At 72.8% G+C, this 17372-nt stretch carries 8 protein-coding genes; 6 read left to right on the top strand and 2 right to left on the bottom strand.

Features of this window, described 5'->3' with window-relative positions; all coding sequences use genetic code 11:
- Positions 1–13 precede the first annotated feature (13 nt).
- The 3 genes from EDD93_RS33010 (at position 14) to EDD93_RS33000 (ending at position 4091) form a co-directional block, all read left to right on the top strand.
- A complete protein-coding gene (locus EDD93_RS33010) occupies positions 14–1711 on the top strand; it encodes an NAD(P)/FAD-dependent oxidoreductase (RefSeq protein WP_123529616.1) in 1698 nt (565 codons plus the stop codon).
- Positions 1708–2763: an NADP-dependent oxidoreductase gene (locus tag EDD93_RS33005; protein WP_123529614.1), complete on the top strand. Its 1056-nt coding sequence runs from the start codon at positions 1708–1710 to the stop codon at positions 2761–2763. The genes EDD93_RS33010 and EDD93_RS33005 overlap by 4 nt, the downstream gene beginning before the upstream one ends.
- A 143-nt stretch (positions 2764–2906) precedes the next feature.
- Positions 2907–4091 (top strand): cytochrome P450, encoded by a 1185-nt coding sequence (locus tag EDD93_RS33000; protein WP_123531535.1) that lies wholly within the window; start codon positions 2907–2909, stop codon positions 4089–4091.
- A gap of 5 nt (positions 4092–4096) precedes the next feature.
- Here the strand turns inward: EDD93_RS33000 and EDD93_RS32995 are convergent, their stop codons facing one another.
- A complete protein-coding gene (locus tag EDD93_RS32995; protein ID WP_260256057.1) occupies positions 4097–5020 on the bottom strand; it encodes a hypothetical protein in 924 nt (307 codons plus the stop codon).
- Between the two features lie 236 nt (positions 5021–5256).
- Between EDD93_RS32995 and EDD93_RS32990 the strand changes: the two genes are divergently transcribed.
- Positions 5257–13452 (top strand): type I polyketide synthase, encoded by an 8196-nt coding sequence (locus EDD93_RS32990; RefSeq protein WP_311318349.1) that lies wholly within the window; start codon positions 5257–5259, stop codon positions 13450–13452.
- 14 nt (positions 13453–13466) lie between these two features.
- Here the strand turns inward: EDD93_RS32990 and EDD93_RS32985 are convergent, their stop codons facing one another.
- Positions 13467–14690, bottom strand: coding sequence for a CdaR family transcriptional regulator (locus EDD93_RS32985; RefSeq protein ID WP_148083920.1), 1224 nt, complete (start codon positions 14688–14690; stop codon positions 13467–13469).
- 139 nt (positions 14691–14829) lie between these two features.
- Here EDD93_RS32985 and EDD93_RS32980 point away from each other — a divergent pair, with 139 nt between their 5' ends.
- Together EDD93_RS32980 and EDD93_RS32975 are read left to right on the top strand one after the other, a co-directional pair.
- Complete coding sequence (locus EDD93_RS32980; RefSeq protein ID WP_123529611.1) at positions 14830–16350, top strand: long-chain fatty acid--CoA ligase; 1521 nt, start codon at positions 14830–14832, stop codon at positions 16348–16350.
- 118 nt (positions 16351–16468) lie between these two features.
- Positions 16469–17347, top strand: coding sequence for an acetylxylan esterase (locus EDD93_RS32975; protein ID WP_123529609.1), 879 nt, complete (start codon positions 16469–16471; stop codon positions 17345–17347).
- The last annotated feature ends 25 nt before the right edge of the window (positions 17348–17372 follow it).

Raw genomic sequence — 17372 nt, 5'->3', positions numbered from 1 at the left:
CGACAGACAGACCATGATCATCATTGGTGCGGGGCTCGGCGGCCTCTCCACCGGCTGCTACGCGCAGATGAACGGCTACCGCTCCCAGGTGCTGGAGATGCACGAGATCCCGGGAGGCTGCTGCACCGCCTGGGAACGCGGCGACTTCACGCTCGACGCCTGCGTCAGCTGGATGCTCGGCAGCGGCCCCGGCAACGAGATGCACCAGATCTGGCTGGAGCTGGGCGCACTGCAGGGCAAGGAGGTACGCCATTTCGACGTGTTCAACATCGTGCGGGGCCAGGACGGCAGAGCGGTCTACTTCTACTCCGACCCGGACCGGCTGCAGGACCACCTCACCGAGCTCTCACCCGCCGACGCGAAACAGATCAGGGAGTTCTGCCGGCAGCTGCGCTCCTTCCGCAAGGCGCTCGCCGTCTACCCGTTCCTCAAACCGGTGGGACTGATGGGGCGGGTGGAGCGATGGCGCATGCTGGCGTCGTTCGTCCCGTACTTCAACGCCGTCCGCAAGTCGATCTCGGTGCTGATGTCGGAGTACTCGGCCGGGTTCAAGGACCCGCTCCTGAGAGAGGCGTTCAACTTCGTCCTGTACGAGAAGCACCCGGCCTTCCCCGTACTGCCGACCCACTTCCAGCTCGCCTCGCACGCCAACCTCTCGGCGGGCGTTCCCGAGGGCGGATCGCTCGGCCTGGCCGAGTCGATCGAGCAGCGCTACCGGAGGCTCGGCGGCCGGGTCACGTACAACACCAAGGTCGAGGAGGTGATCGTCGAGGACGACCGGGCGGTCGGTGTCCGCCTCAGCGACGGCCGGGAGCTGCGCGCGGACATCATCGTGTCCGCCTGTGACGGGCCCACCACCATGATGAAACTACTGGGAGGCCGCTATCTGAACGACGCCTACCGGCGCCTCTACACCGAAACGCTCAACGAACCGGGCATGGTGTTCCCCGGCTACTTCACCCTCTTCCTGGGCCTCAAACGGCCCTTCCCCGAGGGTGATCCATGCACCACATACCTGCTGGACGAGACACAGGCGGCCGAACTGACCGGCATCCGCCACCGCAGTATCAACGTCCAGTTCCGCAGCCGCCACTACCCCGAGCTCTCGCCGGCCGGCACGAGCGTCGTCTACGCCACCTACTTCTGTGACATCGCCCCCTGGCGCGCCCTGGACGAAGGGCCGGAGCAGATCACCCGGAGCCGGGGCGGCCAGGAGCTCCACACGCTCCCCGTGCGCCACGGCCGCGGCTACTACGCGGCCAAACGGCGGGCACGCACGGCGCTCGTGAAGTTCCTGGAGGAGCGCTACCCCGGCATCGGGGACGCCATCGCCGTACGCGACGTGTCCAGCCCGCTCACCCAGGTCAGATACACGGGCAACCACGACGGGACCGTCCTTGGATGGCAGCCCTTCGTGGAGAGCGGCGAAACCCTGGAGGAACTCGTCAAGAAGCACGGCCCCGGGCTCCCGGGCCTGGAGAACTTCTACCTGTCCGGCGTGTGGGCGACGACGGGCGGACTGATCCGCGCGGCGGCGGCGGGCCGGCACGTCATGCAGTTCGTCTGCCGTGACGACGGACGTGCGTTCACCGCGTCCCTCGACGAACACGGGCCGCCGCCGACCCATCTCGTCATTCCGGTCGGAGGCCGCCCCGAGCGCCCCGCCCCGACCGTCCTCGTCCCCACCGGTGCGGAACAGGAGCAGAAGTGAAGATCAAGGAGTGGGTCGTCCGCGAACACGTCGAGGGCACCCCCGACGTCGACCGGATCTACGAGAAGACCGTCCGCGACATCGACGTGGACCTCGCACCCGACGAGATGCTGCTCAAGACCCTGTACGTCTCGGTCGACCCCTACCTCCAGGGCATCGCGCTGGACACCCCGCTGGGCCGGCACATGGGCGCCGACTCGATCATGGAAGTGCTGGACGCGGGCCCGAGGGCCGCGCACCGGCCGGGAGATCTCGTGCAGGGCTTCGGCGGCTGGCGGTCCCACCTGGTCAGCACCGGAGTGGAATCCCTGTGGCAGACGGGCACCTTCCCGATGGTGTTCCCCGCCTTCCGCCGTCTCGACCCGAGCTGGTACGACGACGCGCTGCCCCTGGCGACGGCACTGAGCGCGATGGGCGGACCGGGCATGACCGCCTGGGGCACGCTCGCCACCTTCCTCGACGCCGGACCGGGGGACACCCTGGTGATCAGCGGCGCGTCGGGCGCGGTGGGGACCCTGGTCGGCCAACTGGCCCGGCTCGCAGGAGCACGTGTGGTCGGCACGACGTCGAGCCCGCACAAGGCGCGGTACCTGTCGGCGCTGGGGTTCGACGAGGTCGTGGTCTACCGGCAGGGGGACAGCGCCGACTGCGTGCGCGACGCGCTCGCCCGCGCGGCTCCCGACGGCGTGGACCGCTACTTCGACAACCTCGGCGGAGCCGTCACCGACGTGGTCTTCTCCATGCTCAACGTCGGCAGCCAGGTGGCGGTGTGCTGGCAGTGGGCGACCCAGGTCGGCCAGGACGCGGTCGGCCCCCGGCTCCTTCCGTACATCATGTTCCCTCGGACCACCGTGCGCGGGATCTTCTCCCTGGAGTGGTTCACCGACGAGAACTGGCAGGCGCTCCACGCCGAGCTGGGCGGCAGGATCCGGCGGGGTGAGGTGGTCTGTGACCACACCCTCCACCAGGGCTTCGACCGCATCCCCGCGGCCTACGGGAGCCTGTACCACGACCGGGGAGCCAACCACGGCAAGGTGCTGGTCGAGTTGTGACGCCGAAGCGTGCCCCTCCGCGCCTTTCCGGCCCGGCCCTCCGCCGGACCTCCGTACCCGTACCGCCAGGAGATAATTTGTCCACCGCAGTCGGCACAGGCAACAGTGCCGGTCCCCAACCGCTGTTGGCCCCGCTCCATCGCATGGAGTTCGCCACCCCGGGCCCGCCCCGGCTCACCGAGCTCACGGACGGCTCACCGGCCTGGCTCGTCAGCCGGTACCCCGACGTCCGGCAGGTGCTCAGCGACAGCCGGTTCGGCCGCGCCGAGCTGTACGCGCCGGACGGGCCGTCCGTCACCCAGACGCCTGGGCTGGTCAACGACCCGGACCTGATGTTCAACCAGGACGGCCCCGAGCACCTGCGGCTGCGCCGCACCCTGCGTCGTGCGTTCACGCCGAGAGCCGTCGCCCGGTGGCAGCCCTGGATCGCGGCGATCGTGGAGGAGCTGCTGGACGGACTGGACCGGGGCGAAGGCCCGGTGGACATCGTCGCGGAGTTCACGCTGCCGTTGCCGGTGGCGGTGATCAGCCGGCTGATGGGACTCGACGAGTCCGCGCGCGAGCGGATGCGCCACTGGAGCGATCACGCCTTCACGGACGGCTCCCGCTGCGGCGACGAGGTGGGCGCCGCCATGGCCGAGTTCTCCGAGTTCGGCGCACAGCTCCTCGGGGCACGGCGGCGCGAGCCCGGGGACGATCTGGTGAGCGGCCTGGTCCGGGCCGCCGACGAGGAAGGGGGCATCCCCGAGGCGCAACTGGTCAGCCTCGTCTGCGGGCTGGTGGTCGGCGGACACGACAGCACGATGACCATGCTCGGCAACTCGCTCCTCTACCTGCTCACCGAGAGGGCGGATGCCTGGCCGCTCCTCGCGGTCGCGGGGGAGGAGTCCGGCGCGCTGGCCGATCGGCTGCTCCACCTGATCCCCCTGGGCGACGACCGCGGAAGCACCCGCCGGGCGACCGAGGGCGTCGACGTCGGGGGCGTGCTGATCCCGGCCGGAGCGGTGGTCCTGGCGGACTGCGGCATGGCCAACCGCGACCCCGCCGTCTTCCCGCCGAGCACGGCGGACGACCTGTTCGCGCCCCTGGAGGCCCCCACCCTGTCCTTCGGCGCCGGACCGCACTACTGTCTGGGCGCCTGGCTGGCCCGGACGGAACTCCAGCTGGCCCTGCACCGCCTGGCGGCCAGGTTCCCCGGGCTCCGGCTCGCGCAGCCGCCGGACTCCGTCAACTGGCGGGTGGGGACCACCTCACGCAGCCCGGAGCGTCTTCTGGTGACCTGGCCGCGGACGGAGCCGGCCCAGCTGCCGCCCACCCCAGGCGCGTGAGCCGCTCAGGAGGCGCGAACGAGGCCGGTGACCGGGAACGAAAGGGCGTCCCGGGCGGGACGGGAGAGATGGGCGGCGGTGTGGAAATGGCCGTCCGTCTCCTTCCCCCGGGGGTCGTCGCCGGTCGCGGTCACCGCCTCGACGGCGAAGTCCTGCTCCTTTGGGCCGGTGAAGCGCCGCTGCACGAAGGTGTGGGGGACAGCCTTCTCCGTGACCAGCCCGAAGGAATCCAGACACTCCGCGATGGGCCGGTAGGAGCCGGTACGCAGCACCAGCGAGGCCACCCAGACCGGGGCCTCGGCCGCCTCCAGAAGTGGCCGGAAGGTGCGCGACGACAGGAAGCTGGCGCCGCCCGTGACCGTGATCAGACGTACGCGCCGGGCCGCCCGCAACAGGGCGTCGGAGGGCGGCGCGAGTTCCAGGTTCTCCCCGAAGGCCTCGTCCAGGAGACCCACCTCGCGTGCGTAGGCGACGGCGTTGGACGCCGCGTCGAGCCCGAACACGGGGACCGCGTCCGGGCGCCGCCTGGAACGGTAGAACTCACGGTCCCAGGAGGCCAGTTCCCCGGTCGTCATCGCCGCGGCCCTGGGCGATGTGTAGTGGTCGTACAGCTCATCCAGCGTCAGATCATGGTTCAGCAGAGCCGCGTTGATGCCGTACGAGCAGCAGATGTCCAGGACCGCCCCGGCCCCTGCCCCGCACACGCCGGTCGCGATCAGCCGGCGGTGGATCTGCTGGGCATGGTGCGGGGTCCGGTAGCCCAGCGGCCGGAAGGCGCCGAAGAAGGCCCGGGGATCGGGCCGGTCGTAGATCTCGTCGAAGGGCGTCATCGCCTCCTGAGCCCCGGCCGCCGCCACCTCGTCGACCGCCCCTGCTCCCGCCCGCTTCTCGTGACCGCTGTCCGCTCCGTCCGATGCCCTGACCGTCACACGCGCTCCTCTGCCTGCCCGCCCCACCCGTATGCGTCCCGGCCAGCATCGGTCCGAACCGCGAGAAACGGAACAGGCACCGGACATCCACGGACGGGAACGAGCCAACCATCGGACGGTCAGGATCTCCGCGGCCCGCCAACACGCCTGGTTCGAGCATGTGACGGGCTCAACCGCCTGCCGATCCATACTTGCGCCCACATCAACTACCGCCCGATGAGGATGTGTTCGTCCCGGTGACATCACACGCAGCCCAGATCCGGCCACTGCCCGAGCTGCTCAAGGAACATGCGCGCGGCATCGGCCCCAAGGTCGCGTTCCAGGACTCCCGGTCCCGGGTGACCTACGAGGAGCTGAAGTCGCGGACGGGCCGGCTGGCCGGCCATCTGGCCGGGCTGGGGCTGCTGCACGGCGAGCGGGCGGCGATCCTCCTCGGTAATCGTGTCGAGGCCGTGGAGAGCGTTCTCGCCGTCACCAGAGCGGGCGCGGTGGGTGTGCCGATGGACGCGCGCAGCACCCCGGCCGAGCTCGCCCACATGCTGGACGACAGCGGAGCGAAGGTCGTCATCACCGACCGGCCCCATCTGGGCCCGCTGCGCCAACTCCTGCCGGAACGCCCGCACCTGAGCGTGGTACTCGTCCATGCGGGCGGTGGCGGTGGTGATGCCGCAGCCGGGACGACGGGCATGCTCTGCTACGAGGACCTGGCCGCCACCGAACCCCCCGCCCCCGCTCCGGACGACCTCGGGCCCGACGAGGTGGCATGGCTGCTCTACACCTCCGGCTCGACCGGTGCGCCCAAGGGCGTGCTGTCCACGCAGCGCAACCGCCTGTCCAGCGTGGCGTCCGGCCTCGTCGACGTCCTCGGCCTGTCCCGGGACGACCGGCTGCTCTGGCCGCTGCCCCTCCACCACGCCATGGGCCAGATCCTCTGCGTCATCGGCGTGACGGCGACGGGCGCCTCCGCCGTGATCCTGCCGAGGTTCTCCGTGACCGGCGTACTGGGTGAACTGCGCCGGACGGAGGACCCGTTCACACTGCTGGCCGGTGTGCCGACGACGTACGGCAAGCTCATGGACGCCGTGGGCGGCGAAGGGTTGCGGGCCCCCGCGCTCCGGGGCTGCGTCAGTGGAGGCGTAGCGGCGGCGCCCTCCTTCGGGCGCGCCTTCGAGGAGGCCTGCGGGGTCCCGTTCATCGAGCACTACGGGAGCACCGAGGCGGGGCCCGTCACCATGCCGGTCCCGGGCGCCGCCCGTCCGGCCGGCTCGTGCGGCCGGGTCCTGCCGGGCACCCGGGCACGCCTCGGCGACGGAACCGACGCAACCGTCGGAAACCACGGAACCAACCGGACGAACGGAACCGACGGCGGCGCGAGCAGCGGCGCAGCCCCGGGTGAGGGCGAGTTGTGGGTCTCCGGGCCCGGCGTCATGGCCGGGTACCACGGCCGGCCCGACGACACCGCAGACGTCCTGCGCGAGGGCTGGTACCGCACCGGCGACCTCGCCCGCATCGATGACGACGGCCAAGTCACCATCACGGGCCGGGTCAGCGAACTGATCATCCGCGCCGGCGAGAACGTCCACCCCTCGGAGATGGAGGCGTTACTCCTGTCGCTGCCTGAGGTCGAGGACGCCGCGGTGGCAGGCCGCCCCGACGACGTACTCGGTGAGGTGCCGGTCGCCTACCTCGTGCCGCAGACACCGGGCACCCTCGACGGACGAGCGGTCCTGGCCGCCTGCCGCGAGCACCTGTCACCGTTCAAGGTCCCCGCCGCTTTCCACGAGGTCGCCGCGATCCCGCGCACCGCCTCGGGGAAGCCCAGGAGGTACGCCCTCGCCGGTCTGCCGTCGAGGCCACTGGAGGCCGGCACCGCCTCGCCCGCAGGGACGGGACCGCTGGATCTGGCGGCTCTGGTACGGAGTGAGGTCGCCGCCGTACTGGGCTGCGCCGTCGAAGAGGTGGAGCCGGGCACCGCGTTCCGCGACCTGGGCCTCGACTCGCTGACGTCGACCGCGCTGGCCGGCCGCCTCTCGGCGGCGACCGGCCTCTCGCTGTCCGAGGCCGCCGCCTTCGACTTCCCCACCACGGCGGAGATGACCGCCCACCTCCGGGCACGGCTCACCACCGGCGAACCGGCCGGCTCCGCGACCACCCGCGCGCACGGGACCGGCACCGACGACGACCCCGTGGTGATCGTCGGGATGGCGTGCCGCTTCCCGGGCGGCGTGGAGTCCCCGCAGGACCTGTGGCGGCTCGTCGACGACGGGGTCGACGCCATCACACCGTTCCCCACCGACCGGGGGTGGGACATCGAGGGGTTGTTCGACCCCGACCCCGGGCGGGCCGGCCGGACGTACGTGCGCGAGGGCGGGTTCCTGTCCGGCGTGGACCGCTTTGACCCGGCGTTCTTCGGCATCTCCCCCCGCGAGGCGCTGGCGATGGACCCCCAGCACCGGCTGCTGCTCGAAGTCGCCTGGGAGGCCTTCGAGCATGCCGGAATCGACCCCGGCACCGTGCGCGGGACGTCCACGGGTGTGTACGCCGGGCTCATGTACAGCGACTACGCCGACCGGTTCGCCCGCGCACCCGAGCAGGTGGAGGGCCACCTCGGAATCGGGAACGCGGGCAGCGTCGCCTCCGGCCGCATCTCCTACACCCTCGGCCTGGAAGGGCCGGCGATCACCGTGGACACGGCGTGCTCGTCGTCGTTGGTGGCCCTGCACCTGGCAGGCCAGGCGCTGCGCAGGGGCGAGTGCTCACTCGCCCTGGCGGGCGGCGTCACCATCATGTCCGGCCCCAACTCCTTCGTGGAGTTCAGCAGACAGCGCGCGCTGGCCGCGGACGGCCGATGCAAGGCGTTCGCCGCGTCGGCGGACGGCACCGGATGGGCCGAGGGTGCCGGAATGCTGCTGCTGACCCGGCTGTCCGAGGCGCGACGTGCCGGATACCGGGTACTGGCCGTGGTGCGCGGCTCCGCGGTGAACCAGGACGGTGCGAGCAACGGCCTGACCGCACCGCACGGACCGGCCCAGCAACGGGTGATCCGCCAGGCCCTGGCCGACGCGCGGCTTCAGCCCGCCGAGATCGACGCGGTGGAGGCGCACGGCACCGGCACCCGGCTGGGCGACGTCATCGAGGCGGAGGCCTTCCTCGCCGCCTACGGGCAGGCCGGGGCGCGGGAGAACCCGCTGTGGCTGGGCTCGGTCAAGTCGAACCTCGGCCACACCCAGGCCGCGGCGGGCATGGCCGCGGTGATGAAGATGGTCAAGGCGATGGAGCACGGCGTGCTGCCCCGCACACTGCACGCCGACGAGCCGACACCCCGGGTGGACTGGGCGTCGGGAGCGGTGTCGCTGCTCACCGGGCCGGTGCCGTGGCCCCGGACCGGCCGGCCCAGGCGGGCCGGCGTGTCCTCCTTCGGGATCAGCGGGACCAACGCCCACGTGGTGCTCGAACAGCCGCCCGAAGCGGACCGCCGCCCTCCGGACAACAGCACCCCGGCCGTGCGGGGCAGCGCCCCCGTGCCGGTCCCGCTGTCGTCGAGGAGCGCCGACGGACTCCGGGCGCAGGCCCGGCGGCTGCACGACGACGTGAGCGCCCGCCCCGGCACGAGCCTGCTGGACCTCGGCTTCTCCCAGGCCACGACCCGCGCCGCCTTCGAGCACCGCGCGGTGGCGGTGGCCGCCGACCGGAACGGGCTGCTCGCCGCCCTCGACGCGGTCGCCGAAGGCCGGCAGCGGCCGGACGTGAGCAGTAGTGGCCCCCGCGCGGCGGGCCCGGTCGTCTTCCTCTTCACCGGCCAGGGCAGCCAGCGCGCCGGCATGGGCCGGGAACTGTACGAGACCCATCCCGCCTACGCCCGCTTCTTCGACGAGACCTGCGCGCTGCTGGATCCACTGCTTCCCGGGCCGCTGCGGGAGGTGGTGTTCGCGGGCCCCGGGACACCGGAGGCAGAAGGGCTCCTGCACACGACGCGGTACGCGCAGCCCGCGCTGTTCGCCCTGGAAGTGGCCCTGTTCCGGCTGCTGGAGTCCTGGGGCGTACGTCCCGGCCTCGTGGCGGGGCACTCCGTCGGAGAGCTGGCGGCCGCACACGCCGCCGGGGTGCTCTCCCTCTCCGACGCCTGCACGCTGGTGGCGGCACGGGGCCGTCTGATGGACGAACTCCCCACGGGCGGGGCGATGGCCGCCGTCCAGGCCGGCGAGAACGAGATCGCCGCCTTCCTCGCCGGCCGGGAGCGGGAGATGTCCGTCGCGGCCCTGAACGGCCGCTCGGTGGTCCTCTCCGGCGACGAGTCCGCCGTAGTGGAGGCGATGACCCACTGGCGCGGACAGGGCCGTGACACCACGCGGCTACGGGTGAGCCACGCCTTCCACTCCGCCCGCATGGAACCCATGCTGGACGACTTCGCCGCGGTGGCCCGTGGGATCACCTACTCCCCGCCGGTGGTCCCCCTGGTGACGGCCGTGACCGACCGGCCCGCCACGGACGCGGAACTGTGCTCGCCCGGCCACTGGGTCGGCCACGTACGCCGTCCGGTCCGGTTCGCGGACTCGGTCCGGTTCCTGCGGGAGCGCGGCGCCACCCACTACGTGGAGCTCGGCCCGGACGGCGTGCTCTCGGGCATGGTGCGCGACTGCCTCACCGACAACACCCGCGCCCCCGCGCGGCCGGGGGACGCCGCCGTGCCCGAGCCGCTGGTCGTCCCGACGCTGCGCGGGCGCCGGCCGGAGCCCGAAGCGCTGCTCACCACCGTCGCCGCACTGCACGCCCACGGGGTGGGCATCGACTGGCACGCCGTCTTCGCCGGAAGCGGCGCACGCCGTACGGAACTCCCCAGGTACGCCTTCCAGCGCGGGCGGTACTGGCTGGAGGCCGACCGGCCGGAAGCCACGGTGGAGCCGGGTACCGGGACCCACCCGTTCCTGCGGTCCGCCACCTCGACGGCGGACGACGGCGGCCTGCTGCTGAGCGGCCCGCTCTCCCTGGGCGACCACCCCTGGCTGGCCGGCCACATGGTGCTGGGCGCCGTGCTGCTGCCCGCGACGGCGTTCGTCGACATGGCGGTCCACGCGGGCGACCGGGTGGGAACCCCGGTACTGGAGGAACTCACCCTGACGGCGGCCCTGTCGCTGCCCCGGGACGCGACGGTCGAGCTGCAGGTGAAGGTGGCGCGTCCGGACGAACGCGGCCGGCGGGCCGTGGTCTTCCACGCCCGGCCGCACACTTCCGGGTACGACGCACCCTGGCGCCACCACGCCTCCGGGACCCTCGCGCCCCAGGAACTGCCGGAGCCCGACCCCGCACCCGGCCCGTGGCCACCCGCGGGCGCCGTCCCGCTGTCGCTCGACGCCGGTCCCGGCGAAGGCTTCTACGACCGGCTCGCCCACGGCGGGCTCCACTACGGCCCCGCCTTCCAGGGCCTGCGGGCCGCCTGGCGGCTGGGTGACGACCTCCTCGCCGAGGTCGCGCTCCCGCCCGGGGAACACGGCGACGCCGGCCGGTTCACACTGCATCCGGCCCTGCTGGACTCGGCGCTGCACACCATGACGCTCGGACAAGCCGCGCCGCAGGACGGCGAGGTGTCGCTGCCGTTCGCCTGGAGCGGTGTGCGGCTCCACGCGTCCGGGGCGCGCCGGCTGCGGGTGCGGGTCTCCCCGAAGGCGGAGAACGGGGCACGGATCGAGCTGACCGACGCATCCGGAGCCCCGGTGGCCACGGTGCGGTCGCTGGTCCTGCGCCCCGTTCCCCGCGAGCAGCTGAACGCGGTCCGGGCGCACGACGACTGCTTGTTCCGCCTGGACTGGACGCGCCTGCCCGGCTCCACCGCCTTGTCCACGGCGCCGGGTACGTGGGGCGTCCTGGGCGAGCCCGGCCCCCGACTGCGCGACACGCTCCGCAGGTCGGGCGTCCGGCCGAAGGCGTACGCGGACCCCGCGTCGGCGGGCGCCGACGCACCGGCCGTCGTCGTCGCCCGCCCGCCGCTCACCGCGGCGGACGGCGCGGACCGCGCGTCGGCGGCACACCGTACCGCCGCATGGGCGCTGGCGCTGGTGCGGGACTGGCTCGCCGACGAACGCCTGGCCGACTCCCGCCTGGTCATCCTGACTTCGGGCGCCGTCGTCACCGGAGCGGAGCCGGACGACCGCATCGCGAAGGGCGACACCGCCCTCGTCTGCGCGCCGGTATGGGGCCTGCTCCGCTCGGCACAGACGGAGAACCCCGGCCGTTTCGCACTGGTCGACACCGACGACAGCCCGGCGTCCGAACCAGCCCTGGTGCGGGCCCTGGCGAGTCCGGAACCACAGACGGCCGTGCGGGACGCAATCGCGTACGTACCGAGGCTGGTACGAGCCTCCCGCACGGCGACCGACGTGGCGCCGCCGCGCCGGCTGGATCCCGAGGGAACCGTCCTGATCACCGGGGGAGCGGGCTCCCTCGGCGTCTCCTTCGCCCGCCACCTCGTGACCGGGCACGGCGTACGCCACCTGCTGCTCGTCGGCCGGCGCGGCGCCGACGCGCCCGGCACCGCCGAACTGAGCGCGGAACTGACCGATCTGGGCGCCGAGGTGACGGTGGCCGCGTGCGACGTCGCCGACCGCACCGCGCTCGCCGCACTCCTCGCGCAGGTGCCGGACAAGCACCCGCTGACCGGCGTGGTGCACACCGCGGGCGTGCTCGACGACGGCGTGATCGCGGCGCTCACACCGCAGCGCCTGGACCGCGTACTGAGGCCGAAGGTGGACGCGGCGCTCGCGCTGCACGAGCTGACCCGGGACAGCGACCTGGCGGTCTTCGCCCTGTTCTCGTCGGTGGCGGGGGTGTTCGGATCCGGTGGACAGGGCAACTACGCGGCGGCCAACTCGTTCCTGGACGCTCTGGCGCGGCACCGCAGGAGCACCGGTCTGCCCGCTACCTCCCTCGTCTGGGGGCCCTGGCAGCAGAGCGGCGGTATGACCGCCGAACTGCGAAGCGCCGACCTGCGCCGGATGGCCCGGTCCGGCCTCGTCCCGCTGCGGACCGAGGAGGGCCTCGCGCTCTTCGACACGGCAGTCGGAAGCCGGGACGCGGTCCTGGTCGCCGCCCGCCTGAACCCGGAGGCGAGCGCGCCGCCCGGGGCGCCGCTCTCCCGCATGCCGGGCCAGGGGCCCGTCCGCCGGGCGCTCCCGGAACCCGAGGGCGCTGCGTCGCTGCCGCATCGGCTGGCCGCCGCGCCCGCCGGCGAACACGGCGCACTGCTCCTGTCGGCAGTACGCGAGGAAGCCGCCGCGGCGCTCGGCTACACCGAAGGAGGATCCGCGGTCGACGCGGACCGGCCACTGGCGGAGCTGGGCCTCGACTCACTGGCCGCGGTCGAACTGCGCAACCGCCTCGCCACGGTGACCGGTCTCGCCCTGCCGGTCACGCTCCTGTTCGACCGCCCCACACCGCGTGCGGTCGCGGCCCACCTGGCGGAACAGTTCTCCAGGAACGCTCCGAACACCCTCGCCACCAGGCCCGTGACACCGGCCGGAGCGACGGACGCAGCCCCGGAAGGGGGCGCGGCGACCGGCGGTTCTGCCGCCGACTCGCTGTCCGCCCTCTTCCGTACGGCGTGCGCGCGGGGCAAGGCATGGGACGGCATGGCACTCCTGACGATCGCCTCCCGCTTCCGCGAGGTCTTCGACAGCGCGGAAGCCCTCGGCACCCCGCCCGCAGCCATCACCGTCGCCACCGGACCCGCCCTTCCCCGGCTGCTCTGCTTCCCGGCACTCAGCGCGCTCTCGGGCCCGCACGAGTACGCCCGCTTCGGGATGACCCTCCAGGGCCTGCGGCCTGCCGAGGTGTTGCCGAATCCGGGATTCCTGCCGGACGAGGCCCTGCCCGCCACACTGGACGCCTTCGTGTCGGCGCAGGCAGCCGCCGTCCTCGCCTGCTCGAACGGCGAGCCGTTCGCGCTGCTGGGGCGTTCGGCCGGGGGCTGGGCGGCGCACGCCGTAGCCGAGCACCTGGAGGCCATGGGGGCGGGCCCGTCCGCCGTCGTCCTGATCGACACCTTCCCCGGCGACAGCGTCGGCGGGGGCGGCGACGGGCCCGCGCTCTCCGCGATGACCGTCGGAATGCTCGACAGAGCGGCCCGGTTCGCCCCGGCGGAATCCGTCCGGCTCACGGCGATGGCCGGCTACCTGGAACGGTTCTCCGGCTGGGAGCCCGCTGAGCTGTCGGCTCCCACGCTCTTCGTCCGCGCCCGGGACCCGCTGCCCGGGATCGAGGCGGCGGACACCTGGAGCCTGCCGCACTCGGAAGTCACCGTGCCGGGCGACCACTTCACCATGCTGGAGGAGCATGCCGGTACGACCGCTCTCGCCGTCCACGAGTGGCTGTCCACCCGTCGCGGCAACCCGCCCGGCCCGGACCCGGCCGGGCCCCCGGTGCCGGAGCGCGACTCGTAGGAGTACCCGCCCGGTCAGCCCGGCCGGAGCGCGAGGGCCCGGACGGCGGCGTAGAGGGCGGCTACGTCCGCCGGCCTGAGCAGGGAACGCCCGGTGAGGCGGCTGACACGGTCGAGCCGGTTGCGCACGGTGTTGCGGTGGCAGTAGAGGACCTCCGCGATCTCGGACGTGGACCCGCTGCCGGACTCCAGCCAGGCGGTGAGCGTCTCCATGAGGTCCTTGCGGTCGGGTGCGGCCAGGACCGGATCCAGCAGGGTGACGGCCATCCGCAACGCCAGCTCGTGCCCCGCCGCGACCAGGGCCGCGGCGGGGTCGTGATCGAGGGTGACCGCCCCGCGCACGCCGGCGGGCAGCGAGGACAGCGCCAGCGTGGCCAGGCGCAGGGCGTCGGCGCTCTCCCGCAGCCGGGTGTAGACGGGGCTCAGCCCGGCCCGTCCGGCGGCCGCGCCGGCGACGGCTTCGAGTACCGACGCCGCTCCGTTCGCCCGCGTACGCGCGGGATGGACGGCGTGGGCCGGGTCGGGCACGGCGACGATCCCGGCGAGGCCGTCGGGCCGGGGCCGCCACGCCGAGCGCAGCCCACTGCGCAGCAGGGCCTGTTCCATCGTGGTGACGTCGCTGTGCTCGGCGACGACACAGAGGTACGGCCCCTGCTCGGGCAGGCCGAGCGAGGCGGCGGTCCCGCCGAGCATCGCCCAGTCGGCGTTCTTGCCGGTGAGGAGCGCGTCGAGGAGGAGCAGCCGCTGCAGCTCATCGGCGCGGGCCAGGCCGACGAGGGTCTCCCGGTAGACATCGTTGACCGTCTGCGAGGCGGCGTCCAGCAGCGACCAGGTCGCCATGGAGGCCTGCGCGATGTCGTCCATCGTCGCGGCGGGCTGCTCCTTGGCACGTTCGATCAGGGCGTTCGCCAGCAGCCGGAAGCCGATGCGGAAGGCGTGCAGGACCGCGTCGAGCGGAATGCCCTGCGTGGCACGGCGGCGCACGCACTGCCGGGTGCTGTCCATGCACACCGGACGGCGGCGTGCCATGAAGGTCAGCTGCTCGCGCAGATTGCGCTCGTTGAAGTCCCGTACTTCGGCGGCGAGTTCAGTGCCCAGCCGTGCGTACGGAGCGATCTCGGCGGTGATCGTACGGAACAGGTCGTCGGCGAGGGCGCCGACCCGGTCCAGCAGGTCCGCGGCGCACACCGACAACAGTGGAGGGACGGTGACGCCGCCGTCGGCATGCTGCTCTGGCATGCCGGTCAGCATACGGTTCGCCTTCCCGCCCGCGGTTGTGCCGTCGCACAAGGCAGCCGCCGTATCCGGGGTCGTCCGCCCAACACCGGACCGCCCGGTTGTGCCCCAGCATTTCCTCACGAGCCGCTGAGGAGAACCGATGCTGAACCTGTCGTCCCTGCTGGAACACAGCGCCCAGGAACACCCCGAGCGGACCGCCGTGGTCCTCGGCGACACCCGTCTGACCTACGCCGAGCTGCTGGCACGGTCCCAGGACGTCGCCGCGCGGCTGCGGCACCACGGCATCGGCAGGGGCGACAAGGTGGCGCTGTCCTGTCCGAACGTGCCGGACTTCCCGGCCGCGTACTTCGGCATCCTGCGTACCGGGGCGGTCGTGGTGCCCCTGAACGTGCTGCTGCGCCCGCAGGAGGTCGCCTACCACCTCACCGACTCCCGCGCCAAGGCCTTCCTCTGCTTCGAGGGCACCCCCGAGCTGCCCCTGGCCCGGGTGGGCCGGGAGGGCTTCGACCAAGTGGCCGGCTGCGAGCACTTCCTGCTGCTGGAGGGCGCGGCCGGCGCACGGCCCGGTGCCGCGCCATCCGCCGAAGCGGTGGCCACGGCCGCCGAGGACACGGCCGTGATCCTCTACACCAGCGGCACGACGGGCCGGCCCAAGGGAGCCGAACTCACCCACCGCAGCCTGGCGATGAACGCGATGGTCGCCGACCGGCTGTTCGCGACCGCTCAGGACGAGGTGATGCTGGCCTCGCTGCCGCTGTTCCACGCCTTCGGCCAGAGCGCGGTGATGAACATGGGCCTGCTCAGGGGCGCCACGCTCGTCCTGCAGCCCCGCTTCGACGCAGGCGAGGCCCTGGCGCTGATGCGCCGTGAAGGCGTGACGTTCTTCGCCGGCGTCCCGACGATGTACTGGGCCCTGCTCGGCGCACTCGGGGACCAGGCACCGCCGGACCGGCTGCGCACCGCCGTCTCAGGGGGCGCCGCCCTGCCCGTCGAGGTGCTCCAGCGGTTCGGGAAGGCGTTCGGCGTGGACGTGCAGGAGGGGTACGGCCTCTCGGAGACCTCTCCGGTGGCCTGCTTCAACCCGCCCGGACTGCCACCGAGGCCCGGGTCCATCGGCCGGCCCGTGTGGGGCGTGCGGATGAGGCTCATCGACGACTCCTGGCGGAGCGTTCCGGGCGACGGCCCCGGCGAACTCGCCATCCGGGGGCACAACGTCATGAAGGGCTACTACCTGCGGCCCGACGACACGGACTCGGTGATCCGGGACGGCTGGTTCCGTACCGGCGACATCGCCCGGCGTGACGCGGACGGCTACTACTACATCGTCGACCGGGTCAAGGACCTGATCATCCGCGGCGGCTTCAACGTCTACCCGCGCGAGATCGAAGAGGTGCTGATCACCCACCCGGCCGTGAGTATGGCCGCCGTGGTCGGAGTGCCCCACCCCACGCACGGCGAGGACGTCAGGGCCTTCGTCATCCCCGTGCCCGGCACGGACCTCACCGAGGCGCAGCTGATCGCCTGGTGCCGCGAGCGCATGGCGGCCTACAAATACCCCCGCAGCGTGGAGTTTCGCGCGAGCCTGCCCCTGACCTCCACCGGCAAGATCCTCAAGCGGGAACTCGCCGTCGAGGCCAACGGCGAAACCTTTTCCGCCTGACACGTCCCGGGGCGTGCCGGAGCCGGGACCGGGCCGGCATCCGCCGCCGCAGGCAGCGCAGTCCAACACCGAAGTGATCCGGATGAACCATCCGGTCCGCCCCCACCCAGGAGTCGCCATGTCATGGAAAAGGAACCTGCTCGCCCCGCTGGCCGTACTCACCCTCGCCCTGTCGGTGCCGGCCGGATCGGGCGCCGCTTCGGCATCCGCCCCGGCCCGTGCCGCCACGGCCGCCGACGCCGTCTCCGCAGTGGACTACGCTGCCCCCGGCCCGTACGCCACCGCGGTGGAGGTCGGAGCGGTCACCACGCTGTACTACCCGCGTGACATCGCGAACAGCGGCCGCCGCTTCCCGGTGATCGTGTGGGGCAACGGCACGGGCGCCGTTCCGCTCGTCTACCGGGACCTGCTCCTGCACTGGGCGAGCCAGGGGTTCATCGTCGCCGCCGCCAACACCACGCAGTCCAACCTCGGCATCTCCATGCGGGCGGGCATCGACATGCTGACCCGACGGAACTCCGACCCGGACAGCGGCTTCCTCAACCACGTCGACCTGGAGCACATCGGCGCCTCGGGGCACTCGCAGGGCGGTGCGGCAGCCATCGTCGTGGGCGCGGATCCCCGCATCGACGCCATCCTGCCGATCCAGCCCGGACCGCTCGCCGACATCCACGCGGTGCACGTCCCGGCGCTCCTGCTGGCCGGCGAGAAGGACAGCATCGTCCTCCCCTTCCTCGTCAAGGCCTTCTACAACGCCGCGGACCACATCCCGGCCCTCTACGCCGAGGTGCGCGGGGCCGACCACTTCACCGTCGTGGGTGACCCCGGCCCGTTCGCCGCACCGACCACGGCGTGGTTCCGGGCCCAGCTCATGGGCGACCAGGCGGCCCGCGCCCAGTTCTTCGGCCCCGGCTGCGGCATCTGCACCGACAGCGCCACCTGGTCCGACGTCCGCCGCAACGACCTGGCGCTGGACGTCCCGGTCACGACCCCGTAAGCCGCCCGGCCCGGTTAACGGGGCA

It is taken from the genome of Streptomyces sp. 840.1, assembly GCF_003751445.1.
Classification (GTDB): Bacteria; Actinomycetota; Actinomycetes; order Streptomycetales; family Streptomycetaceae; genus Streptomyces.
The sequence above is the reverse complement of the archived record's forward strand: the minus strand, read 5'-3'. Positions and strand labels throughout refer to the sequence as shown.